The sequence below is a fragment of the Parapedobacter sp. genome (assembly GCF_035556095.1).
In the GTDB taxonomy this organism is placed as follows: Bacteria; Bacteroidota; Bacteroidia; order Sphingobacteriales; family Sphingobacteriaceae; genus Parapedobacter.
On sequence record NZ_DATMFT010000029.1, the window covers coordinates 101,944 to 125,292 of the forward strand.

Sequence of the window (23,349 nt, forward strand, 5' to 3'; positions counted from 1 at the left end):
TGCAACAATTAGTGTCGCAAAAGTGAACGTATCGGCCTTAAAAAAGGCTTAAAGCATATAAAATTTGACTTAAAGTCGAGGGAATTCTACACTGAAAATATTTTTGATATTCTCTTTTGAGTGGTATTTTATTGTGGCATTGTGAATTGCAAAAATCCGTTGAGCAAGCACTAACCCAAGTCCGAAACCTTGTTGTCTTTGGGCATTATTTCCTCTGAAAAAGTGAGTGAAAATAAATTTCTGCTCATCGTTTGCAAGCGTTTTTCCCGAGTTTAAAACAATAACTGTAAGTATATCGGACGAACCGTCAAAAGTTACTTTTGCTTTTTGATTATCCGAATAAAGGACAGCATTCACCAGTAAGTTAAGCATTGCCTGTTTAATAAGCGGTTCGTTGGCTTTCACATTTAAGATATTTTCATTAAAGTTGTGGGGTGTGAAATAAACCTCAAAATTAAAATCGGGATACAGGGTATTTATTTCTGCAATACAATTAAATACAATCTCGTCAATTCTGGCGTTAGCTTTTGTGATTTTCTGTCCTGCCTCTATTTTAGAGATTTGGAGCAACACATTGATGATATTTCCGAGTGATTTTGTTTTTTTGGTCTGTCTGTGAAGTTCGGTTTTGATTTGCTCAATATCGTTTTGCTGTTCGATTTTTTCGAGTTCGGAAACCAATACAGCAATCGGTGTTTTCAGCTCGTGAGAAATATGTTGAATACTATGTTTCTGAAACCTAAAAGCATCGTTGGTACGCTTTAGAAGTTCATTAAATTTCTCTGTAAGATTTCTTAATTCGGAAGTTGTGGTTTTGAGTTTCAAGGGTTGGTTTTCTTCATCGCTCAAATCGTAAACTTTAATCTTTTCTGTTAGTTCAGATATTGGTTTGGCTATGATATTAGAGAGGTAAAATGAAATCAAAAGTACAATAACAACAATCGCAACAAAAATTCCAACAAGCACTTTTTGGAGAAAATCCTTTTTGGAATACCCAAAGAAGTCATATGCTTTACTGATACCATAATATCCCTTTGAATTGTGTTCTACATAAACCCCAATCAAATCATAACCGTCTTCCTTAGTTTCAATCCAACCGTTTGAAACTGAAAGCCTGTTTAGTATGGTTTCGGATTTAACAATATCAAGACTGTCAATACTCGAAAAAACGAGCTTCTTATTATTATTATAAATAAGCATTTTTTCATCATAGAAGTCGTGTATATATTGCTTATCAAGATATAGAGAGACCGTTTCGCTTATTTTCCCAAATTCCTCGATAAGTCCAACGGTATGTTTGATTTTTGAAAACTGCTGTTGCTGAAATTCCTCTTCACGATGAGCTGAAAACAAAACAAATACAATCACAAGCGATAAGGTAGATAGCACTATCACTGTACTCGAAAAGTATATGAGTATTTTGTTTCTGATTTTCATTCTATTTCCAAATAGTATCCGTAACCGATTTTGGTTTTAATTGAGTTTTTTCCAAAAGGCTTGTCGATTTTATTTCGTAGAAAATTGACATAAACCTCAATCGTATTGGTGTTTACGTCAAGCGAAGTTCCCCAAATTTCTTTTATCAAATCATTTTTCGAAATGATTTCCCCTTGGTTCTTACAGATTTTGACTAAAATTTGGTATTCTCTCGGTGTAAGCTGTATTTCCTGATTTTGTCTTTTGACCTTTTTTTGAGCGGTATTGATAAGAATACCGGAAGCAATAATAATATCATTAGTATTGTTCTCGGACTTACTTTGGCTTCTTTTGAGAAGTGAATTTACCCGCATAATCATCTCTTTCATGAAAAACGGCTTGGTCAGATAGTCATCTGCACCACTATCGAAACCCTTAATCTTATCTTCAAGCTCATCAAAAGCGGTAAGCATTAGGATGGGAGTTTGAGCATCGTATTCCCTAAATTCCTTACATAAATCAAAGCCGTTTTTCTTTGGTAAATTTATATCCATTACCACACAATCAAAAGTTTCTTTTTTTAGAAATCTTTCTGCTAAAAAGCCGTCAAAGGCACGTTCGACTGCAAAATTTTCAGCCAACAGAGCCTCACAAATATTTTTGTTAAGTGTAGTTTCGTCTTCAATTACTAATATTCTCATGTAACAAAGGTAATCGAAACATATATTTAGACCATACCTAACTTGGCAAATTGAGTTAAATTACTTATCAAAAGAATGGGCGACAAGTTATCTTACAACCTCCTGCTTCTCTTCTTCATTCGGTTGGCAAATTGTTCTTCCTCGTAATCCTCGCCCTGCACTTGTGGCAACAGGCCGAACGATCCCAAATCGAAACTCTGTGAATGTTCCTGCAAATTAAAAAAGTCTTTTGTTGGTTTGTGGTCTGTCGTGTTCATATTGGAAACAAGGTTGTTCTGTATTTTCAATTCGAGTTTGTTTCCGTTGTTCCACTATTCGTTAAACACATTTGCAGACAGGTTTCTGTCTAAAGCTGAACCGCTCCAAACGCTTCGGCTTTCAAGGTAGACGAACGAAATATTATAAATCCGTCCGTTGTCGTTTCTGCGGACAGTCGTATTGATGCCCTGCTCGATAAGTTACTTTTTAAATTCCGTTTTGCTTTTTGTGGTGTGTATAGCTAATTCAATGTCAAGAAATCCGTAAAAAATTCATTCGAGACGAAAAGTAAAAGACTGTACAGGAAATTGTCCGTTTAAATGTAATATGACAAACAGCGATTCATATAAAACCAAAAACAGGAAAAGAAATAATTTTAGCCACTTTTCCTATTCAGTACCTAGGATCAAAACACTATTCGGTAAAAAGATTCTACCAAAGGAGTATAATTATTTGTTAATCAACAGATTAATTATTTGTGTTTCACGCCAGTTATCCCAAAAAAGTTTCAAACACTTTTTGACATATTCTTTTAAGAGGTTGAAAATAAAAAAAGCTAACATATTTATTAAAAACATGTTAGCTTTTTAGCGCAACTCTTCGTTGTACCCAGGGCCGTTATTGAACCTTTGATATTCAAAGTATGCTGTTTTTATTGAAAATGTGCTTTTAATACATTATATGCTGTTTTTGTAAAAATAGACCTAACCCCACTTAACCTAATTATCACAGAAAGTGTCACACTTTCTGTCACACTTTTTTATCTTTGCATAGCGTTTAATCCAATCAGTTATGACAAAGAAAAAGATTACCAAAGGTGCGGTCAGTTTCATTATCCGTAAGGATAAGACCAATGCGGACGGCAAAGCACCACTGATGCTTAGCTACTCCCTTTTCGGGCAAAGGCAACGGCTTTCGTTGGAACGGGAATTTAAGAAAGACATCAAAATTCATCCCTATCAATTTGACGTCAAAAACAATCGAGCCGTTTACTTCAACCGTACAGAAGCTAAAAGGATACACAAGGAATACTATCGGGATTTGGCTGCAATGATCCCTTTTGATTACAACCGTAATTTTTTCACCCAGCATGAAGCCGATGAATACAATAGCAAACTGGATGAGTTGATTCGGATGGTCAGAGGCTGTGAGGATTATTTTGAAGCCAACCAAATGACCTATACCTCCACCGATGTCATCAACCAGCTGAAATCCATGCTCAAAGGCGGTACATTGGCGACCAAAGAGGATAAAAAGTTATATGTTGTAGATTACATCAAAAGCCAGATAGCCATTACCGAGGCCACAGCTAACCGGAATACGCTGAAAGCACAAAAGACCATGCTGAACCATTTAGAAACGTTTGAGCGGACTATGAAGCAGCGTACGCCTGTAGAAAGCGTGGGCCGCCATTTCATGCAGTCGTTTTACAATTGGCTGATTGGTAAAGGACACCTCAACGGTACTGCACAAACCCAGATCGTAAAATTAAAATCATTCCTCAACCTCGCCCGTAAAGACGGATACCAAACCGACTTGACCTACAAAGATTTTACGGTGAAGTCTACGCAAATGGAAGTCATAGCCCTAACCTATGATGAATTTGTGGCCATCCGCGATTTGGATTTATTCGGTGATGGATATACGAAAATCCAATATGGTGGCGAATGGGTACAGGTGGGATATAAGACGTTGAACAAAGCCCGTGACCTGTTTGTGTTCGGTTGTTTGACCGGATTGCGTTATTCCGATATTGATAACCTCAAACACGAAAATATTAAAGACGGCTACCTTTCTCTTACGGTTGTCAAGACCAAGCAGAAACTGGAAGTACCCTTGGTCGGCATGGCTTACGATATCCTCGCCAAGTATGAAAACCCATTGCGTCCATTGCCCGAAATGAGCAACCAAAAACTCAATCTGTACATCAAGGAGGTGGCTCGATTGGCTGGGATAAACGAGCCGACCGAAATCATCCGCTACAGCGGTTCAAAAGAGGTTAGGCATGTCGCTCCCAAACATGAACTGATCAGCGCCCATACGGCCCGTAAGAGTTTTATAACGGTGTCGTTGGAGTTAGGTATGACCGCTGAAGAAGTCATGAAGGTGAGCGGGCATAGCACATACAAATCATTTAAGCGATATGTCAATGTCACTAAAGAACGAACGCGAAAAGCTATGAGTAGCGCATGGGAGCAGCCACGGTTAAGGATAGTAAGTGGAGGAGTGGAGTAGTAAGTGATGTGCAATATATATAGTAATTCTTTGACTTTTGCTTAGATGGACAATAGCTTAAACAAATACAAGGTTTACCGTTATATCACAACTAATAGCCTTCCCGAGATTGCATTGGATGAAATAAGGCGAAGTTTATCAATACCCGAGAATTTTAACGATGTTGTTAAAATTGTGAATGATGATTTAGAGAGGTTTTTTGAAACTGTTAAAGTTGTTTATAATACAAGACTTGATGGCTTTTTTAAGAAGCCAGGCTCTGACGAGGAATATACCAGAGAGGCCAAAAAAATTTTGGAAGATAATTTCGATTTGCTTAATAATGATTTTATCGATCAAATTATAGTAAATCTGTTAATATCTGAAGAACAATATTTTGCCTTGGAAGATCAATTAGAGTTGTGTTCGTCTATGATAATGAGTAGCTATATAGATTATCTGTTCTTAGACCATGCTCATGTTGTGTCGATGGCAACTACTGTTCAAGAGGTTGAAAAAATCATAATGTCAGCAAAGTACGCTATTAATTCAGTTGAGCTATTAAAATTGCCTCGATTGGTTCCTACAGAACATCACAAAGAACAAGTGAAACGAAAGCTGAGAGCACTATTGGGATTTTCAAAAACTAGGAAGAAAGATATAAAAAGGAACGATTTGTCTAAAATCCAACAATCCCAAAAAAAGCGCACAAACAGCCGACAGAAACAAAAGTCCTTTGAAGACTTATTTGAAAAGCCTTATAGGGATCATATCGATAAGTTCATGAATATTTTGTGTGAAGTCACTCCGGAGCTTATAAATATCGATGGTAAATGGATTGGAGCAAAAAATGCAGCACGGATATATGTGCAGGCGTTAGAACGCCAAGGTATAATTACGCCGAATATTCCCGAAAGGGTGATTCATGTAGCTTTAGGAAATAAGTTCTCGCATCTTGGTGAGTCATTTATGAAGAAACCTAAAAAAAGCACGAAGGCGGACGATGAATACTCTGACATGGATGAAAGAATAAATCTCTTAAAATCAGAGATTAAAGCTAAACCTGACTAATTGTTTTTTCCGTGCGCAGAATTTGCGGAATTTGCGGAACCACTCGGACTATACCTTCGCTGAAAGTTAGTAAACGAAGGTAAAATGAAACATACAAACACCCGCGAAAATCTCCAACTGTATTTAGCCACGGAGAGCCAATTGAAGTCGGTAGTCATGGAATGTGTAAAGGAGGCATTACAAGGTGCTGCTACAACACAGATAGGCCACGACGCGCAACCGGAAATCATCGACACAAAAACACTGCTTACTCGTCTTGATCTGAGCGAGCCAACCGTAATCCGATATCGCCAGAAAGGAGTGATTCCATTTCTACAGGTAGGCAGCGCAATTAGGTACGATTATCAAAAGGTTTTGGAAGCATTAGAAAAAAGAAAGGGAGGTAAAAAATGAAACTCGCCTCCCCATCTTTTATTGACCAGAACAAATATAGCCAAAACAGGCCACCCGTACAAATGCCTACAGGTGAAAACCTAAAAGCTGTTAAGATGCTCGCCGCACGGTTATGTTTGCGCATCATAGAAACTCATTATGGGCTTACAGTGGCCGAAATAAGATGCAAGTATCAAAATGGCACCAACGAGGTCTACGCTGCATTGTATAAGCTTACACAAGGGCATAGCCGCCAACGTGTAAAAGATGCGGCTAATAGATTGCTAAGCGAACTGGATCATCAACCACACAACCACTAACGCTGTGTTCGATTGGATGCGTTTAACGATCGATTCGCCGGAAACCAAGCGAATGGTCGAGGATTTTTTCGTACAGTATGGGATACCTCTTGCAATTAAAATTTCTCAAGAAGGCGAAGTTTTGGACTTTGGTAAAAAAACAGGCGAATACAAAGGAATCGAATTCGCCCTGTCTGCGAATGGCGGGATTAAAATGTCATTCAGCCCACACAAGCTGTACAATGAACTCAACGGTGTTGTCAACCGCGTCGGTAAAGCGATGAACCATGACAGGTTTACCCCAGATAAGTTAATCGATGTATTCGATTGGCTTACGGATAACTTCGCACTTGGGCTTGACAATTGTTATTTACATCAAATAGAATTCGGCGTAAATCTGCCTGATTTAGGTATTGAAACGAGTAAAATATTAGACTACATCATCTCCTACAAAGGGAAGCGCTCTAAAGAAATGGAAACGAAAGGATTGGGTAGGGGAGAGAAATTTGTTTTTGGCAAGTATTGCGTTATAAAAATCTATGATAAAGCATTGCAGAACGGACTTTTCGGCTCAATATTGCGTTTTGAATTTAAAGCCAAAAAAATACAGCCCGTGGAACCCATATTTGGGAAGCACCCTGTCCTATCCGACTTGTTGCTCCCGCATATTTGGCTTCAATGCGGCAAGAAGCTTTTAAGCACATTAGACCTATGCATTTTCAACGATGACTTTGATAATGGCCTAACAGTTGCTCAAAGAGCCAAATTAGCCCAGTGGCGGAATCCCAAAGTTTGGGAAGCCATGAAGGCAGATAAGCGATGCAAACAAAAGAAGGCGTTTGAAAAATTCATCGGGGCATACGGCAAACTACATATCAAACAAACCCTTAAAGCAGCCATCGAAAACGAAGTTCGGGAAATGCTTGATGGATATGTGTAAAGTGCAATGTTTTTACCTATTAACTAAGGGTAAAAACATTGCAGTATGCATTGTTCTCCTAATTGTGGGTGCCACTAAATGACCCTTTGCCGCAATCAAAATATTGTATACTTTTACCTCGACAACAATAGCGAACTCGTTCGGTTACCGAATCACCACTTCAAACACCGACACATACGAGTATGAGTTGCGTTCACGCCATGCGTGGGTGTCCTCATTACGTATGTGCGCTTGTGGTGAGCGTGGTAACCGATGAGGCCCCACGCTGTTTTTTTGTAACCCGCCGAAGAGGGGCTAAGGCACAACCGATTTGTATGCTATGAGAGAAATAGCCCCTTTAATCCCCTTGGCCATTTTGGCCTTCATTTGTTTACTTGGCTATATGCTTCTCAAATGGAAAGGATATACTGATTGGAGGCGCTTGTTTGCATTATCAGCGATAATCCCATCGTTCTGGATTATTGCCGGATTTTTACCGTCCAAGTTGCCTACCAAAAAATCTAAAATATGGAGCTGGGTGGCCGTTGCATTCGGCTTAATTTACCTTGTTTATTTTATGGAATACGGTATCTCTACTGGTAATCTGGGAACGCCGATATTAGCCAATTTCATCGTAATAGCCGCCTTTTTGGGATACAGGTTCATGAAATGGAAAGGATATACATCATGGAATTATATCGCCATTATTATATCATCCACACCTCTGTTCTGGATAGTATTTGGTTTGTTGAAATCAAACAATCAACAAACGAAAGCAAAGCGGATATGGAGCTTTGTAGCTATAACGGGAGGACTCCTATTGCTCTATGTCGTGTTTCTTGTCGGAAAATCGGCATGAAGGGAATTATATTCGTTTGAAACTACGGAAACAAGTGACAACAGGATGCTATTATCAAGCTAAAAGCACTGTATCCGTACAGGCAGTTTGCTAAAAAGGATATTATGTACATGGCTTATTATAAACTAAACAGGCTTAAACTATATATGTGGACTTTACTATCAGTAATCGGTGTAGTCGTTCTTGCACTTTATTTCTTCAAGGGCCAAAATGCGGTATGGGGTACCACGACAATCGGCGCAATAATCGCTCTGATTGTTTGTTTGATTAACCTTTTCATCGGCAATGGGTTCTCATGGGGACTTTTCGGTAAGATTGCCGTGATATCAATATATGTCGGCTTTTTATTTGAGCTTGTCGGTCGCAAATAACCAGTTAATTTATTTACGAATGAAGTTAATTATTCTAAACACACTATCCGTGTCGATTTCGATTGGTCTGACGGTATGGATATTCTATAGTTATAGGGCCTTGCAATATTGCGGTGAGATTACAACCTGTGTAATAACCAATTGTGAATTTATAGAATTGGAGTATGAAGGGCGCAATAAAGTAGTGACCAACGAAGCGTTGGGCATAGCTTATTCTTTCGGCGTTGGAAATAAAGGGCCTACGATTGAGAGTAAAAATGTGATAAGTGCAGAACAAGTATATTATTTGCTTGAAGAGTATTTTGCCGAACAGATTGAAAATGACGAGGATTTCTATTACTCTTTTTATGAAAACCCACGATCATACTTGAATGGTAAAAGAATGAAAATAAGATATTTGAAAAGTAATCCTCAGAATAACATTCTGAATATGTTTTATGAGGAAAAAAATATCTGGGGAGACATTGTTCTATCCGCAGTCATATTCGTGATGATTTTTGGTGTTTTATTCAGTATTGCCCAAAATTTAGCCGGTAAGGAATGACAAATACGCTGCAACAGACCGTTTGCCGTATTCGGTTAAATAGAAACGTGCTGGATTCCCCTTAACGCCATGTCTATGAGACCATAATACACCCTTGGAAACGAGGATTTTGATTGTGCATTTGGTTTGGGTAATGTTGGTACGCAATAAATTCCGGCTTACTTCGGTAGTTGTGATGCTATACTTGCGGTAGGCATATAACATCACCTCAATGGCATTCCTGCCAAGCGGTAAGTGTTCTTTTCTGTAGGCAGCCATAGCCCGTCTGTGAGCCACTAAAATATCAGAAAGGGTATATACGTCTATTTGCATGACAAAAGTGTCTATAACGGCCCACCCACCAATAACCGCCCCCATGTTTCCCATTTTGAAAATCGTCCATGGGCGATGGGGTAGGTGACGATTCCCGAAAACTTCTTACGCAAAGATACAGAATCGGGAACAACTATAGGCCGAACAATGATGCGAAACAACTCGTTTCAAATCGGAAACAAACGGATGCAATGGGGTTAAGCCACGTCCTACAGAGCCATAGTACTATCGATACCCTAATAATATCCCCAAAACATTACTGACGATATCAAAAACATTGGTTTGATATTGTTGCTATCAAAATTGGAAGTAAGGGTAAAAACAAAACCCTGCCATATATAGCAGGGCCTTGTTAGCGTTTAATCCTACTCAGTAGGACACAGCAAATATACGGATTATAGTTTAGCCGATTTTTAGATAAAAAGTGTCACACTTTTTGACACACTTTTTAAAAGTAGTCAAAAATAAAAAAGCTAACACATTCATTAAAAATATGTTAGCTTCTAAATACAACTCTTGGTTGTACCCAGGGCCGGGATCGAACCGGCATGGGTCGCCCCACTGGTGTTTGAGACCAGCGCGTCTACCAATTCCGCCACCTGGGCATATGTTAATGTACTATTCCCCAATCGGGGATGCAAATGTATTTATTAATCCGTATTCCGCAAAATGTTTTTCAAAAATACCACCATCGCGTTGGCAACGATAGCAGTTTGTCACAATCGCCCCTATATATTGGCGTATCTTCCCTCTTGGGGTTGCATCTCGGGATACTACCTTTGTATTGGTGGTCGCATTAGAGCTGCGAAAACCAAAAAACGATTACTCACTTAATTAATAGCACAATGGTACTCAATCCTTATTTGAATTTTGCAGGCAACGCAGAGGAAGCATTCAAGTTCTATCAAACGGTTTTTGGAGGCGAGTTATTCATCCAGCGGATGAGCGACACACCGGGATCGGAAAATTTGCCTGAAAAAGAGAAAGATTACGCAATGCATGTTTCTATCCCGGTAGGAGAGGGGCAATACCTGATGGCATCCGATTGCTTAGACTCCGCTGGACATGTGTTGAATGTAGGCAACAACAACTACATCTCTATTACACCCGATAGCCGGGAAGAGGCCGACCGATTGTTTAACGGGCTTTCGGCGGGTGGTAAAGTGGAAATGCCCATGGAAGAAATGTTCTGGGGTGACTATTTCGGCTCGTTCGAAGATAAGTTCGGCGTACGCTGGATGATCAATTTCCCCATTGGAACAAAATAATAAGGCAATAACCTACCCTGCTGCCTCCGTGGCGGCGGGTGGGGTGATTTTCGGTCTGCTCATCCGCTGCGCAGCAAAAACACTTACAAAACAGAGACCTGTTATCACGGCCATGCATCCGGCAATGGACGCATTGAGCCAGTATGCCAGCCAATAGCCGGTGAATGCAATGAATATGCCCAGCACGACGGTGATAGCCAGCATGCGCTTTAGGTCGTGGGTGAGGAGGTAGGCGGTGGCGGGTGGGCCGATGAGGAACGCGATAACCAGTATGGCCCCCACGGACTCAAAAGAGCTGACCGTGGTAATCGATACCGCGGCCATCAATAAATAATGCCACAACGCCGTGGAAATGCCCAGGGCCGAGGCAAAGGCCGGGTCGAACGATGTCAGCTTAAGTTCTTTATAACCCAGCCGGATAAATGCGGCTACCAACAACAGTACGCCCGACAGGATATAGACGGGGCGCGGGCCGATAACGATACCATCTTGAGTTACCCACAGATCGATTGGCACGTAGGCGATTTCGCCATATAATACACAGTCTTGGTCGATATCGACCTTGCCAGCAAAGGCGCTGATGAGGATGATGCCCACGGCAAAAAGAAAGGTGAAAACGACCCCGATGGCGGCATCGGTTTGCAGACCCGCACGCCGATGGAAATACTCGATAAGGAAGGTGGCCAGCAAGCCGGTTGCACCTGCCCCCAACAACATGGGCAGTGTTTCGCGGCTCCCACTGAGCAAGAAAGCGATCACAATGCCGGGCAGTACCGCATGGCTGATGGCGTCGCCCACCATACTCATCTTACGTAGAATCAAAAAGCAACCCAGCAGCCCGCAGGTAACGGCCACCAACGATCCCGTTAATATAATCCAAAATGCTATCATTTGATTTTAGACATTAAATACTAGACATTAGATACTAGATATTAGACAACCCATCATCACATCTTCGGAATTTCTGCATTGTGCGGGTCTTTATCGGGGTATCCCAATTGATGTTCCAACTCACGCTCTAGCTCCGGTGTAATGATATGTTCGATTGTCTCCGCATCGTCATGTACATGGTCCGCCGCGATATTCATATACTTCGTTAAATATAATTCCCACAGCCGGTGTAGCCGTACCACACGAGCCGCTTGCTGGCGCCCCGCTTCCGTAAGCCCCCATTGATGGTCTTTTGACACAATGAATTTCTTGGCGGCGAGCCGTTGCAATGCGGCCTTGACAATGGGTGCGTTCACATCTTGAGCATTAACCAATTCATCCACCCCCCGTAGTCCAAGGAAATGGCTGTTTCGTTCGCCCAGGTGATAGAACCGTTTCAAAGCATTCTCCTCGGCGATGATCCGTTGGTTTTTGTATTGCGTGTACATTTTCGGTACGATGCCTTTGGTGGGTGCAAAGAAAAACGAAAGGAAAGCGATGGCGGAAGAGACCACAACCATCCACGGGCCGGTAGGCATGGCTGGTGCGGCGTAAGAAATGTATGCACCGGCCAATCCGGCAAACGCGCCGAAGGCAACTGCAATCCAAACCATCCGCCGAATGTTGTTCGTCCAGTACCGCGCCGCCGCCGCGGGCGTAATCAACATGGCCGCCATCAATACCACGCCTACCGCAGTAATGCCCGTTACCACGGCGAGTACGGTGAGGCTGGTGAGCAGCAGGTCGAGCTTGCGCACGGGATAACCCAACGCCTCGGCATAGGGCCGGTCGAAAGCAACCAGTGCGAATGCTTTGAAAAAGAGCCCTACGACAACGAGCAAGACGACTGCAAGGACACTGAAAATCAATAGATCGGAGCCGATAAGCGTTGCGGCCTTGCCGAAGAGGAAATGGTCGAGGCCGCTTTGGGCAGCATTGCCCGATTGCTGGATGTAGGTCATCATCACCATGCCCGTACCGAAAAACACCGATAATACCAATCCGATGGCCGCATCTTTTTTGATTTTCGATTTGGCTACAATGTAATCGATGGCGATCAACGCCAACCAACCGGTAATGAAAGCACCGGCCAGCATGAAACCAATGTTTTTACTCCCCGAAAACAAAAATGCGGCGCAGATGCCCGGTAGCACGGCGTGCGATACAGCATCGCCGATGAGTGCTTTTTTCTGCAAAAGGATAAAGGCGCCTACCATCGCCGCACTCGCCGCAAGCAACACGTTGCCCAATACCACGAAGCGGACATTGGGATCTGAAAGCGACAAAAAATCAAAAAGACTTTCCATGACCTGCTTGTTTAGCGCTCCCTGGCGGGGAATGCACGTTTCTCCATCACGTCGCCCACTTGCGATAATAAATTGAGCCGGCCGCCATACGCTTGTTGGACGGTTTCGTCCGTAAATGCCTGGTCCGTGGGGCCGGCGGCGACGAGGTGCATATTAAGAAGTACGATCCAATCGAAATAGCTGCGCGCCGACTGAAGGTCGTGGTGCACTACAACGATCGTTTTTCCCTTGGATGCCATTTCGCGGAGCAGCTCGATGATGGCTTGTTCGGTCGCAGCATCCACCCCAGCGAAGGGTTCGTCCATAAAATAGATGTCGGCTTCTTGTGCCAATGCACGCGCAAGGAAAACTCGTTGCTGCTGCCCGCCCGACAGCTGCGAAATCTGCCTTTTCTCGTATGCAGACATACCTACCTTATCCAAGCATTCGCTTGCGATGGCGCGGTCATGTGCCCCTGTATTGCGCAGCAACCCTACCTTGCCGTAGCGGCCCATCAACACCACGTCCAGTACCGAAACGGGAAAATCCCAATCCACCGATTCGCGTTGAGGCACATAGCTCACACGTGATCGAACATCATCCAATGGGCGGTCAAATAACTTCACATACCCGCTGGACGGCGTAATCAATCCCATAATGGTTTTCAGTAGCGTGGATTTCCCGGCACCGTTCGGCCCGACAATACCGGCAATACAGCCCGCGGGCAAGGTGAAATCCACACCCCAAAGCACAGGTTTGCGCCCGTAGGTGACCGTGAGGTCATGGACTTCCAATATCGGTTCTTGTGTGTGTATGATCATCTTCGTTCTATTTCTCCGTTAATGCCACTACAATGGTATTCACATTGTGTTTCACCATGCCAATGTAGGTGCCTTCTACCGTGCCTTCGGCCCCCATCGCATCTGAAAACAGATCGCCGCCGATGCGTACGGTGCCCCCGCGTTGACGGACGCCGGTTAATACGGCTTTCAGTGATCGGTCGGATACCGAGCTTTCTACAAAAACGGCGGGTATTCCTTGGGCCATGATATAATCTACCAAACTGGAGACATCGCGCAGCCCAAACTCAGACACGGTTGAAATGCCTTGTAATCCGCGCACCTCTACGCCATAGGCCCTTCCAAAATAGCTAAATGCATCGTGGGCGGTAATCAATACCCGTTTGGCCGGTGGAATGGTGTTTATTCGAGCTTGAACCCAGATGTCCAACGAATCGAGGGCTTCCATATAACGATGTGCATTCGCTTGGTAGTAAGCCGCGTTGGCACTGTCCAACGCGACCAACTGCCGTGCTGCATTGGCGGTGGCTGCTTTCCAAAGCGACACATCAAACCAGATGTGTGGATCGTATGTGGTTTCATTGATCTTGATAAGCCTTTTAAGGCCGTCACCCACGGCAACCACCGGTTTCACCCGCGCTTGCTTCTCCAAGATGGAAGCCAGCTTTCCCTCCAGGTGCAGGCCATTGTAAAACAAGTAATCCGCATCCAGTATTTTCCTTAAGTCGCCTTGACTGGCTTTGTAAAGATGGGGGTCGACGCCCGGCCGCATCAATGCTTCAACGATGGCTGAGTCACCGGTGATGTGCTGCACCATATCGGCCACCATTCCGGTGGTGGCAAGGATGTACGGCTTTCCCGGTTCGTTGCGCTCAATTGCTGTCTGTTGGCACGAAAGGCAACAAATCAAACAACAGGCGGCAAGCAGAAGACTATCAATTTTTCCCATATCCAGTACAAAAATATAAAATTTAGATTAATCTAACATTTTTTGTAAGTTATTTTTAACTATTCCATCGAGTCTGCCGCTTACGCCATATTTGGCCCAAATTTCGTACCTTCGTCTAATAGTCAATTATACGTTATGCAAGAAGTTTATATCGTTTCAGCAGTGCGTACCCCCATCGGTAGCTTCGGGGGCAGCTTATCCACCTTATCTGCCCCGCAACTGGGTGGCATTGCCATCAGGGAAGCAGTGAATCGAGCCAACATAGCTCCCGATTATGTGGAGGAAGTTTTCTTCGGCAATGTGTTATCGGCTAATTTAGGTCAAGCACCAGCTACACAAGCTGCAAAATTTGCGGGCCTTCCCGATATCCCGGCTACCACGATCAACAAGGTATGTGCCTCTGGGACCAAGGCCGTTATGTTGGCGGCCCAAAGCATCGCGGTGGGGGCAAAAGACATGGTAGTAGCCGGCGGTATGGAGAGCATGAGTAATGTGCCTTATTATCTCGATAAAGCCCGGACAGGCTACCGGCTGGGACATGGACAAGTAACGGACGGGTTGGTAAAAGATGGATTGTGGGACGTATACAACGATTACCACATGGGGTCGGCGGCCGAATTGTGTGCTGAGGCATGCCATATCGACCGAGAGGCGCAAGACGCTTACGCGGTTGAATCTTATAAACGATCACAGGCCGCCCAACAAGCCGGCAGGTTCAAATCTGAAATCGTTGGGGTTGAAATCGCCGGCCGGAAAGGGGAGGTGACCGTGGTCGACGAAGATGAGGAAATCCATGCCGTGAAGTTCGACAAGGTACCGACATTGAGGCCCGTATTCAAGAAAGACGGTACGGTAACTGCAGCCAACGCATCGACGCTCAACGACGGAGCCGCAGCGCTGGTACTGGTCGGCGAAACCAGACTGAAGGAGCTAGGCCTGCAGCCGTTGGCCCGTATATGTGGGTATGCCGATGCACAGCAGGCCCCGGAATGGTTTACAACTGCTCCGGCTAAAGCCATACCCCGTGCGTTGCAGCATGCCGGTATCGGCGCACACGAGGTGGATTTCTATGAGATCAATGAAGCCTTTTCGGTAGTCGCCATTGCCAATAACCAGGAACTGGGCTTGTCTGCGGATCTCGTGAACGTCAACGGCGGCGCCGTATCCATGGGCCATCCACTGGGGGCTTCCGGTGCACGCATCATTGTTACTTTGCTTTCCGTATTGCAACAACATGATGGCCGTATAGGTGTAGCCGGTATCTGCAACGGCGGAGGCGGCGCGAGTGCTTTGGTGATTGAACGGATCCTTCCGTCTTAATGGCTACCATTATATTCCGACGGCAAGGGTACCCGCTTGGAACTTCGCTGTTGTTTTTAACAGCTTGTATTTGATAGTTAGGTTAGGTAAGTTTGCCGTATGGTAGATTCCGCTACGATGGCCCAGCGATGTTGGCGAAAGATTTGGGCAACTGGTATCGCAGTACTCGGCTTTTTTACTTGCCTATTGCACAGCGGGCAGGGATATGCCCAAGAGGAAGGCTTTCAGAAAATACAGGCACTCGAAGATAGTCTTGCCAAACTTGGCTATACCATGTACAATGAGCCCAGTGAGCCCGAGCGGTTGGAAGCCAACTTTACGTTCGTCAAAACATTGGTGTCTGCATTGAAAGTGCCGCATTCTTATACCTTTCCTTTTGACTCGCTGGATATGGTATCCATTTTGGACGCACCGGATGACCGTTTCCGGATATTTTCATGGCATATTCCGCTGAACGATGGTTCGTACCTTTATTATGGAGCCATCCAATTGCATACGTCCGACGGTAGTCTCAAGCTGTATCCCTTGCTCGATAAAACCTACGAAATCACTGAGCCAGAGCAGGCAGTGACCACGCCGGATCATTGGTATGGTGCGCAATATTACCGGATTGTTGCCCTCAATAGCGCATATGTCCTGCTTGGCTGGAAAGGGTACACCCCGTACGTCACACAGAAGGTAATTGAGGTGTTGCGGCTAACGGAAAGCGGGGCGCAGCTGGGGCAGCCTATTTTTGATGATGCGGAAGGCAATAAGCCAGCGCGCGCCATTTATCGCTATAGTCGGAATGCTAGCATGTACCTGGATTATGACACAACAGAAAACCGTATCGTATTTGACCACCTAGCGCCCGCGGATCAGCGACAGCAAGGGCAATATGAGCAGTATGGCCCGGACTTGACATACGACGCCTGGCAGTTGGCAAATGGCCGGCTGGTACTCATTTCAGAAGTGCCGTTCATGAATCCGCCGAGTTCGAACGATAATCGATTTAATGACCCCACCAAGCCCCAAAATCATCCGAAAAGTGGTTTTGATATGCAATGAATACCAATTTGGTAGATAAATAAAATTTGTCTGATACGGCAGTGAAATCGCAAAAAGTTTGTTTTATTTGCAAAATGGGCGCATGAATAACCCCAATTTTTAACACCTAATATCAAGATATGCAGCACAATCATGATGAACAATTAACGAAACACTTGGTTAAGAATGGCGTCGACACGAAGACGGTGTTCGACCACCCAGTTGGACTATTTGTCTTGTTTTTTACAGAAATGTGGGAACGGTTTAGCTATTACGGCATGCGTGCCCTTCTCACCCTTTTTTTGGTGTCAGAACTGGCAAACGGAGGTTGGGAATGGACGCGGGAAGATGCCATGAAGTTATACGGTTGGTACACCGGATTGGTTTATCTAACCCCCCTGATCGGTGGATTCATAGCCGATCGGTTAACGGGTTACCGCAAGGCCGTGGTACTCGGCGCATTGATTATGACGCTAGGCCACGCATCCATGGCGCTGGAAGGTGCCGGCTCGTCATTTTTCTACATCGGGTTGGTGTTGATGATATTGGGTAATGGGCTTTTCAAGCCGAATATTTCATCCATTGTCGGCCAGCTCTACCCGGATAACAGCAAAAAGAAAGATTCGGCGTATACCATTTTCTATATGGGCATCAACGCCGGTGCGTTCTTGGGTATGCTGCTCTGCGGATATATCGGCGAAAAAGTAGGTTGGCACTGGGGCTTCGGTTTAGCCGGTATTTTCATGTTTTTCGGTATGCTCCAGTTTTATTATGCCCAGCGAATTTTCGGCGTACTGGGCGAATCGCCAAAAGAGACACGCGAACGCGGAACGGCGGTACCGGACGGCGTTCAGACGGCTGAAGAAGAGGAAGAAGACGGTATTGAACCCCCGTCAAAGCACGTTGTTCGCGACAGGCTTATTGTTATCATTGTCCTGTCCTTGTCGAGTATCTTTTTTTGGATGGCTTTTGAGCAAGCAGGTGGATCGATGAGTATTTTTGCGTTAGATTATACCGAGCGGATGTTGGTGGGTAATGCGGCACTTACTTTTAAATGGGTGGATGCCATATTAACTGTATTTCCCCTGCTAATCGTCTCGTGGGTACTGTGGTCGCTTGCCAAGAAGATATTTTCGTCATATCCGGTTTCCATCCTGTTTACCGCAGCGAGTTTTGTTGTCATCTGGTGCTTGGGTATCTGGAAGATCCACCGGGAATTCTACGCCCTCGAAACCGAGGTGGCGGCTTCATGGTTCCAGATATTGAATTCGTTTTTCATCATTACGCTGGCCACGTTGTTTAGCAAGATGTGGGAAAAGGTCATCAACCCGTCAGGCCCCGTGAAGTTTGCCATCGGACTGATACTACTGGGTGTCGGTTTTGCCGTGCTGGGCTATGGAGCGAAAGATATCCCGCAAGGTGCAGCTACCGCGCAAGTGAGCATGATCTGGTTGATCTTAGCTTACTTCTTCCATACCTCGGGCGAGCTGTGTGTATCGCCCGTGGGGCTTTCTTATATGAGTAAACTTTCGCCCAAAAAATTCGTCGGTTTAATCTTCGGCGTGTGGTTTGCTTGCAGCGCCGTTGCAAACTTTTTGGCGGGCATGTCGGGCAGTCTGATCGATCGCATCAGCGAAGCTTACTCCATGTCTACGTTTTTCTTGATTTTTGCCGTTATCCCAGGTATTGCTGGATTACTGCTGATTCTGTTCTCACCATTGTTGAGGCGGATGATGCACGGTATCCATTAATAACGACAAAACCAAATGAATACGGTTACAGCGAAGAACCGCTGTAACCGTATTTTTGTGTTCGACTTTTACTTATAATCCTTACCTTTACGTACAAATTTGGATCGGTAGTGTCAGATAGCATCGTCATCATCCCTACGTACAATGAAAAGGAAAACATTGAAAAGATTATCCGTAAAGTGTACACACTCCCGGAAAGTTTTCATGTATTGGTTGTTGATGATGGATCTCCCGATGGCACCGGCGCAATTGTAAAACAATTACAAGGTGAATTTGCCAATCGATTATTTTTGGAGGAAAGAAAAGGGAAGTCGGGCCTTGGTACAGCCTATATCCACGGATTCAAGTGGTGCATCGCACGTTCCTATCAATACATCTTTGAGATGGATGCCGATTTCTCACATAATCCGGAGGACCTTTTGCGGCTCCGCAATGCATGCCTGTCAGGCGCAGATATGGCCATCGGTTCCCGTTATATTAAGGGAGTCAATGTGGTTAACTGGCCGATGAGCCGGGTGTTGATGTCATATTTCGCTTCCGGTTATGTACGTTGGATTACCGGTATCTCCATACGCGATGCCACCGCTGGCTTTGTGTGTTACAAGCGCGAAGTATTGGAAACCATCCCGTTGGATCGCATACGGTTCGTCGGATACGCCTTCCAGATTGAGATGAAGTTCACAACCATCAAATATGGGTTTAGGGTGGTTGAAATACCCATCATTTTCACGGACCGTACAGAAGGTGTTTCCAAAATGAGTACTCGGATATTCCGGGAAGCTTTTTTTGGCGTCATACAGATGAAAGTAAGTAGTTGGTTTAGAACGTATAATCGGTAGTTGATAATGGATAGTTGATATCTCTGATAGCTAGTGTCTGTTGTCTAGTGTCTGTTGTCTAACGTCTAAAAGAAAATGAACGAATATTTGGATCCCAATGCCGATAAGCTGTCCAACGCAGAGCGTGAATTGGAGAAAGTGTTGCGGCCGCAGGCTTTTGAAGATTTCACAGGCCAGAAGAAGATTTTGGAAAACCTAAGCATTTTCGTGCAGGCAGCCCAGCTGCGGGGAGAAGCGTTGGACCATGTATTGCTTCACGGACCCCCGGGACTTGGCAAAACCACGCTATCACATATCATCGCCAACGAAATGGGGTCGGGCATTAAGGTAACGTCGGGGCCTGTGCTAGATAAGCCGGGCGACCTGGCGGGGTTACTCACCAACCTCGATGAAGGCGACGTGTTGTTTATCGATGAAATACACCGCCTGAGCCCGTTGGTGGAGGAATACCTCTATTCCGCGATGGAGGACTTTCGGATTGATATCATGCTCGAAACCGGACCCAATGCACGCTCGGTGCAGATTACCCTGAATCCGTTTACGCTTGTTGGCGCCACTACACGGTCAGGGCTCCTTACCGCGCCGCTCCGTGCGCGGTTCGGCATAAATGCGCGACTGGAATACTACGACGCCAAATTGCTCACTACCATTGTGCTCCGGTCGGCAAGCATCCTGCGCACGCCCATTACCGATGAGGGAGCCTATGAAATTGCCCGCAGGAGCCGCGGAACGCCCCGCATCGCGAATGCCTTGCTCCGGCGTACGCGCGATTTCGCTCAGATCAAGGGTGATGGGAAAATTGATACGCCGATTGCCCAATACGCGCTCAATGCCCTCAACGTGGATGAACACGGCCTCGATGAAATGGATAATCGTATTCTGCTGACTATCATCGATAAATTCAAAGGTGGGCCTGTGGGGGTCAAGACCATTGCGACAGCCGTGGGGGAGGATGAAGGAACCATCGAAGAGGTTTACGAACCTTTTCTTATCCAAGAAGGCTATTTAATGCGTACTTCGAGAGGTAGAGAGTGTACAGAATTGGCTTACAAACATTTGGGTAAAACTAATTACCCGAAGGGCAATACACTTTTTTAATCGTTTTCATCAAAAATGGTACAAGTATTGAGGAGAGAATGGGGATTATGAATAAGATCTCACTGTTTGCCATTTTATGTTTCACCTTTCCGAATCTTGGTTATTCCCAATTTGGTAATGAATCTCCTATCCCATATTTTCGGTATTCAGTGACCGCTGGTATGGGAGCGAACCAATTGTATGGCGATCTGGATAAGCGGCAAATCGGGGGTAGTGTATACCTTCGGGGGAATTATTTCCTTACACACGGGGTGAGCATCGGACTGGAACTGCAGGAAGGACTGTTGCGAGGGAAAGATAGTATGGAAACAGATGGTATAGTAAGAAAGGCCGTAAATTTATATCATGCAGCTATTCTTGGCGTTCGTTTTCAGCCGATTAAATTTTTGCAGGATGACCATTTACGACGTATCGAGTACCGGGAGTCGGTTGTCAAACGTACGTTGAACAGTGTGTACGTTGGCGCTGGTATTGGCGTATTGCATGGTTTGCAATGGGATAAGCAGCGAGTCGTCGGCGAAGTAGAGCGAACAGACCCCGTCACCGGTGATCCCATAATCATCGAAAGTGTGCTGCCTGCACACCAAGGTCGAAACCATGGCTTCAGTTACATTGTGAGTACCAATCTAGGATTTGAAATCCCCCTACATAGTCTGAAACCGGACTTATTGGATTCTTATGTGTGGAACTTGGTTGTGAATGGACAGCTCAATTTCTCGCTCGATGATGAGCTCGACGGGTACAGTGGCGATTACGCCGGTAACGAACATCGGGATATCTACGGGTTGTTTTCACTTGGCGTTAACCTCCGTTTCTGACCCCGCGAAAGCTTCTCCAGCGTTTTCTTTCCCCGACTCTGTATAGCTGCCGAACCATCACGGAGGAGGAATTCGATTTGTAGTTTCAGTTCGTCCCGTATCCACTCAAATTCTCCACTCATATGCAATAAAACATCCATGCAATTGGCCTGTACGGCAACGGGTGTATGGGGATCGATAAACCAATTGAAAACAGTTTCTACCAATTGCTCTCGGTTAATTGATCGGAGCAGACCTTGGTAGGGTGTTGGAGCTCGTTTATGTGTGAGATGCCTAAGGATGTTCGTGAAGTGGCGCTGGCAGCTTGGATTCTTTTGGCTGGCCAGCCGGGCCATAAAAACATCAGATACCTTCATGAACCGCTCCGGATGATGGGTGGCGATATATTCCAACAACCACGCAGCACGGAAGGCCAGCTTCGGGTTCTGCTCATCATAGCAAAATTCGTGCAGTTCGGCCATTGGAACGCGAGCATCCTCCCCGAGTGCGCTTAAATCGGGTATTCTAATCTGGTTGGCTTTACTGGCGATTAATCGATCCTTAAGCGTTTGTTCATCCATGGTCATCAAATCCCCACAATAATAGCGAAAATACCATTAACGCTTAAGCCAACTGCCGAAAGCTGCCGAGCAGTAGGAAACAATTTTCGAATTTCGGTGTTTAATGTGAAATAACCGAAAATGGATTTACATTCCGGGCTCCCTTATTGGCTTATCAAAAATAAGCTGTTTAACTACCATAATCCCCTGAAGGACGATTTGGTGGTGGATGTGGCGATTATCGGGTCGGGTATCACCGGTGCCTTAGTGGCGCATGAACTGTGTGCTGCGGGTATCCCTTGTGCCGTATTCGATAAACGGACCATTGCTACCGGCAGCACAGGGGCCAGTACCGCCCAGCTGCAATACGAGATCGATGTACCGCTGTCAGACCTGATAGGAAAGGTTGGAACAGAAAATGCGGTACGCGCATATCAAGCAAGTCTACAGGCAATCACCGATGTGGAACAGGTATTTGAGTCCGTGCCCGTGCGCCCTAGCTTCAGGCGCGTATCCAGTGTATTCCTAGCGAGCAACAAACAAGGCCTTCGGCTACTTGAGCGAGAATACGAGGCTCGCAAATACCATAACCTGCCCGTATCGTTTCTCGATGCAGATGCTTTATTCGCCGAGCATCGGATAGTCGCGCCAGCTGCACTTAAAAATAAAGCTGCGGCCCAGATGGATGGCTACCTGGCTGCTACGGGACTATTGAAGCATCACCTGAAGAAAAGTGATCTTTCGCTCTTTTCGCACACAGAAATCATAAACTACCAGGAGAAAAAAGGTGGATACGAGTTGTTGACAGGTGATGGTGTAACCATCCGATGCAAGTATGTGGTCATCGCCGCGGGCTTCGAAGCCGGTAGGTTCCTGCCGAAACAGGTGATGCGCCTAGTGTCCACTTATGCCCTGGTTTCACAACCTGTGGACCCCTCGCAGCTTTGGCCGGAACGAAGTTTAATTTGGGAAACAGCAATTCCATATTTCTACATGCGCACCACCTCAGACAACCGCATGATGATTGGCGGCGAAGACGTGCCGTTTAGGAATCCCGAGCGGCGGGACCGGTTGTTGCGCTGGAAAATCAAGCGGTTGGAAAGGAAATTCAAGCAGCTATACCCCGAAATCCCCTTCGTGGTAGATATGGCCTGGTGCGGTACGTTTAGCTCCACGCAAGACGGACTACCCTTCATTGGCCCATGGGCAGGCAAGCAACGGATGCTGTTTGCCTTGGGATATGGGGGAAATGGTATAACATTCAGCATGATTGCTGCACAGCTCATTAAAAATAGGCTGCTGGGTATTAAGGATGAGCGGGCAAAGGTGTTTGGGTTTAATAGACTGGACAACTCTTAAAAATGGATAGTTGACAGTTGATAATTGACA

25 protein-coding genes and 1 tRNA gene are annotated in these 23,349 nt (G+C 45.1%); 16 read left to right on the forward strand and 10 right to left on the reverse strand.

The window, feature by feature from the left end; translation table 11 throughout:
• Positions 1–69: 69 nt before the first annotated feature.
• The 3 genes from VNQ80_RS18275 to VNQ80_RS18285 all read right to left on the reverse strand — a co-directional run bounded on the left by VNQ80_RS18275 (position 70) and on the right by VNQ80_RS18285 (position 2,374).
• The gene (locus tag VNQ80_RS18275; protein ID WP_325641370.1) at positions 70–1,437 is read right to left on the reverse strand and encodes a HAMP domain-containing sensor histidine kinase; all 1,368 of its coding nucleotides are present in this window, start codon (positions 1,435–1,437) and stop codon (positions 70–72) included.
• Positions 1,434–2,117, reverse strand: a complete 684-nt coding sequence (locus tag VNQ80_RS18280; protein WP_325641372.1) for a response regulator transcription factor — start codon at positions 2,115–2,117, stop codon at positions 1,434–1,436. The genes VNQ80_RS18275 and VNQ80_RS18280 overlap by 4 nt, the downstream gene beginning before the upstream one ends.
• Before the next feature lie 92 nt (positions 2,118–2,209).
• Positions 2,210–2,374: a hypothetical protein gene (locus tag VNQ80_RS18285; RefSeq protein WP_325641374.1), complete on the reverse strand. Its 165-nt coding sequence runs from the start codon at positions 2,372–2,374 to the stop codon at positions 2,210–2,212.
• A gap of 793 nt (positions 2,375–3,167) precedes the next feature.
• Here VNQ80_RS18285 and VNQ80_RS18290 point away from each other — a divergent pair.
• The 8 genes from VNQ80_RS18290 (at position 3,168) to VNQ80_RS18325 (ending at position 9,024) form a co-directional block, all read left to right on the forward strand.
• Positions 3,168–4,610 (forward strand): site-specific integrase, encoded by a 1,443-nt coding sequence (locus tag VNQ80_RS18290; RefSeq protein ID WP_325641376.1) that lies wholly within the window; start codon positions 3,168–3,170, stop codon positions 4,608–4,610.
• 45 nt (positions 4,611–4,655) lie between these two features.
• Positions 4,656–5,660: a hypothetical protein gene (locus VNQ80_RS18295; RefSeq protein ID WP_325641378.1), complete on the forward strand. Its 1,005-nt coding sequence runs from the start codon at positions 4,656–4,658 to the stop codon at positions 5,658–5,660.
• A gap of 84 nt (positions 5,661–5,744) precedes the next feature.
• Positions 5,745–6,053 carry a helix-turn-helix domain-containing protein gene (locus VNQ80_RS18300; protein ID WP_325641380.1) on the forward strand — a complete coding sequence of 103 codons (309 nt, stop codon included), beginning with the start codon at positions 5,745–5,747 and terminating at the stop codon, positions 6,051–6,053.
• Positions 6,050–6,352 (forward strand): hypothetical protein, encoded by a 303-nt coding sequence (locus VNQ80_RS18305; protein ID WP_325641382.1) that lies wholly within the window; start codon positions 6,050–6,052, stop codon positions 6,350–6,352. Before VNQ80_RS18300 ends, VNQ80_RS18305 begins: the two co-directional genes overlap by 4 nt.
• A gap of 16 nt (positions 6,353–6,368) precedes the next feature.
• Complete coding sequence (locus VNQ80_RS18310; protein ID WP_325641384.1) at positions 6,369–7,271, forward strand: hypothetical protein; 903 nt, start codon at positions 6,369–6,371, stop codon at positions 7,269–7,271.
• 319 nt (positions 7,272–7,590) lie between these two features.
• Positions 7,591–8,109: a hypothetical protein gene (locus VNQ80_RS18315; protein WP_325641386.1), complete on the forward strand. Its 519-nt coding sequence runs from the start codon at positions 7,591–7,593 to the stop codon at positions 8,107–8,109.
• Positions 8,110–8,219: 110 nt separating this feature from the next.
• Positions 8,220–8,480: a hypothetical protein gene (locus VNQ80_RS18320; RefSeq protein ID WP_325641388.1), complete on the forward strand. Its 261-nt coding sequence runs from the start codon at positions 8,220–8,222 to the stop codon at positions 8,478–8,480.
• Between the two features lie 19 nt (positions 8,481–8,499).
• On the forward strand, positions 8,500–9,024 hold the full coding sequence (locus tag VNQ80_RS18325) for a hypothetical protein (protein WP_325641390.1): 525 nt from the start codon (positions 8,500–8,502) through the stop codon (positions 9,022–9,024).
• Here VNQ80_RS18325 and VNQ80_RS18330 read toward each other — a convergent pair.
• On the reverse strand, positions 9,007–9,336 hold the full coding sequence (locus VNQ80_RS18330; RefSeq protein WP_325641392.1) for a hypothetical protein: 330 nt from the start codon (positions 9,334–9,336) through the stop codon (positions 9,007–9,009). The genes VNQ80_RS18325 and VNQ80_RS18330 overlap by 18 nt on opposite strands.
• A 523-nt stretch (positions 9,337–9,859) precedes the next feature.
• Positions 9,860–9,941 (reverse strand) — tRNA-Leu (locus VNQ80_RS18335).
• A gap of 240 nt (positions 9,942–10,181) precedes the next feature.
• Between VNQ80_RS18335 and VNQ80_RS18340 the strand changes: the two genes are divergently transcribed.
• Positions 10,182–10,604, forward strand: coding sequence for a VOC family protein (locus VNQ80_RS18340; RefSeq protein ID WP_325641394.1), 423 nt, complete (start codon positions 10,182–10,184; stop codon positions 10,602–10,604).
• A gap of 12 nt (positions 10,605–10,616) precedes the next feature.
• On the opposite strand, the gene VNQ80_RS18345 is transcribed toward VNQ80_RS18340, so the two are convergent.
• From VNQ80_RS18345 to VNQ80_RS18360, 4 genes are read right to left on the reverse strand one after another with little or no spacing between them, the layout of a single operon-like run.
• Entirely contained in the window at positions 10,617–11,495 is an 879-nt protein-coding gene (locus VNQ80_RS18345) for a metal ABC transporter permease (protein WP_325641396.1), read from the reverse strand.
• A gap of 56 nt (positions 11,496–11,551) precedes the next feature.
• The gene (locus VNQ80_RS18350; protein WP_325641398.1) at positions 11,552–12,841 is read right to left on the reverse strand and encodes an iron chelate uptake ABC transporter family permease subunit; all 1,290 of its coding nucleotides are present in this window, start codon (positions 12,839–12,841) and stop codon (positions 11,552–11,554) included.
• Positions 12,842–12,852: 11 nt separating this feature from the next.
• Positions 12,853–13,641: a metal ABC transporter ATP-binding protein gene (locus VNQ80_RS18355; protein ID WP_325641400.1), complete on the reverse strand. Its 789-nt coding sequence runs from the start codon at positions 13,639–13,641 to the stop codon at positions 12,853–12,855.
• A 7-nt stretch (positions 13,642–13,648) separates the two neighbouring features.
• Complete coding sequence (locus VNQ80_RS18360) at positions 13,649–14,569, reverse strand: metal ABC transporter solute-binding protein, Zn/Mn family (protein ID WP_325641402.1); 921 nt, start codon at positions 14,567–14,569, stop codon at positions 13,649–13,651.
• Positions 14,570–14,704: 135 nt separating this feature from the next.
• Between VNQ80_RS18360 and VNQ80_RS18365 the strand changes: the two genes are divergently transcribed.
• The 6 genes from VNQ80_RS18365 to VNQ80_RS18390 all read left to right on the forward strand — a co-directional run bounded on the left by VNQ80_RS18365 (position 14,705) and on the right by VNQ80_RS18390 (position 21,421).
• Positions 14,705–15,889 carry an acetyl-CoA C-acyltransferase gene (locus VNQ80_RS18365; protein WP_325641404.1) on the forward strand — a complete coding sequence of 395 codons (1,185 nt, stop codon included), beginning with the start codon at positions 14,705–14,707 and terminating at the stop codon, positions 15,887–15,889.
• A 99-nt stretch (positions 15,890–15,988) separates the two neighbouring features.
• On the forward strand, positions 15,989–16,936 hold the full coding sequence (locus VNQ80_RS18370) for a hypothetical protein (protein ID WP_325641406.1): 948 nt from the start codon (positions 15,989–15,991) through the stop codon (positions 16,934–16,936).
• A 119-nt stretch (positions 16,937–17,055) separates the two neighbouring features.
• Positions 17,056–18,666 carry a peptide MFS transporter gene (locus tag VNQ80_RS18375; RefSeq protein WP_325641408.1) on the forward strand — a complete coding sequence of 537 codons (1,611 nt, stop codon included), beginning with the start codon at positions 17,056–17,058 and terminating at the stop codon, positions 18,664–18,666.
• A gap of 110 nt (positions 18,667–18,776) precedes the next feature.
• Positions 18,777–19,505, forward strand: a complete 729-nt coding sequence (locus VNQ80_RS18380; protein ID WP_325641410.1) for a polyprenol monophosphomannose synthase — start codon at positions 18,777–18,779, stop codon at positions 19,503–19,505.
• A 75-nt stretch (positions 19,506–19,580) separates the two neighbouring features.
• Positions 19,581–20,603: a Holliday junction branch migration DNA helicase RuvB gene (gene ruvB, locus VNQ80_RS18385; RefSeq protein WP_325641412.1), complete on the forward strand. Its 1,023-nt coding sequence runs from the start codon at positions 19,581–19,583 to the stop codon at positions 20,601–20,603.
• 47 nt (positions 20,604–20,650) lie between these two features.
• A complete protein-coding gene (locus VNQ80_RS18390) occupies positions 20,651–21,421 on the forward strand; it encodes a hypothetical protein (RefSeq protein WP_325641414.1) in 771 nt (256 codons plus the stop codon).
• Here VNQ80_RS18390 and VNQ80_RS18395 read toward each other — a convergent pair.
• Positions 21,382–21,981, reverse strand: a complete 600-nt coding sequence (locus VNQ80_RS18395; protein ID WP_325641416.1) for a hypothetical protein — start codon at positions 21,979–21,981, stop codon at positions 21,382–21,384. The genes VNQ80_RS18390 and VNQ80_RS18395 overlap by 40 nt on opposite strands.
• Before the next feature lie 120 nt (positions 21,982–22,101).
• Between VNQ80_RS18395 and VNQ80_RS18400 the strand changes: the two genes are divergently transcribed.
• A complete protein-coding gene (locus VNQ80_RS18400; RefSeq protein ID WP_325641418.1) occupies positions 22,102–23,319 on the forward strand; it encodes an FAD-dependent oxidoreductase in 1,218 nt (405 codons plus the stop codon).
• Positions 23,320–23,349: the final 30 nt, after the last annotated feature.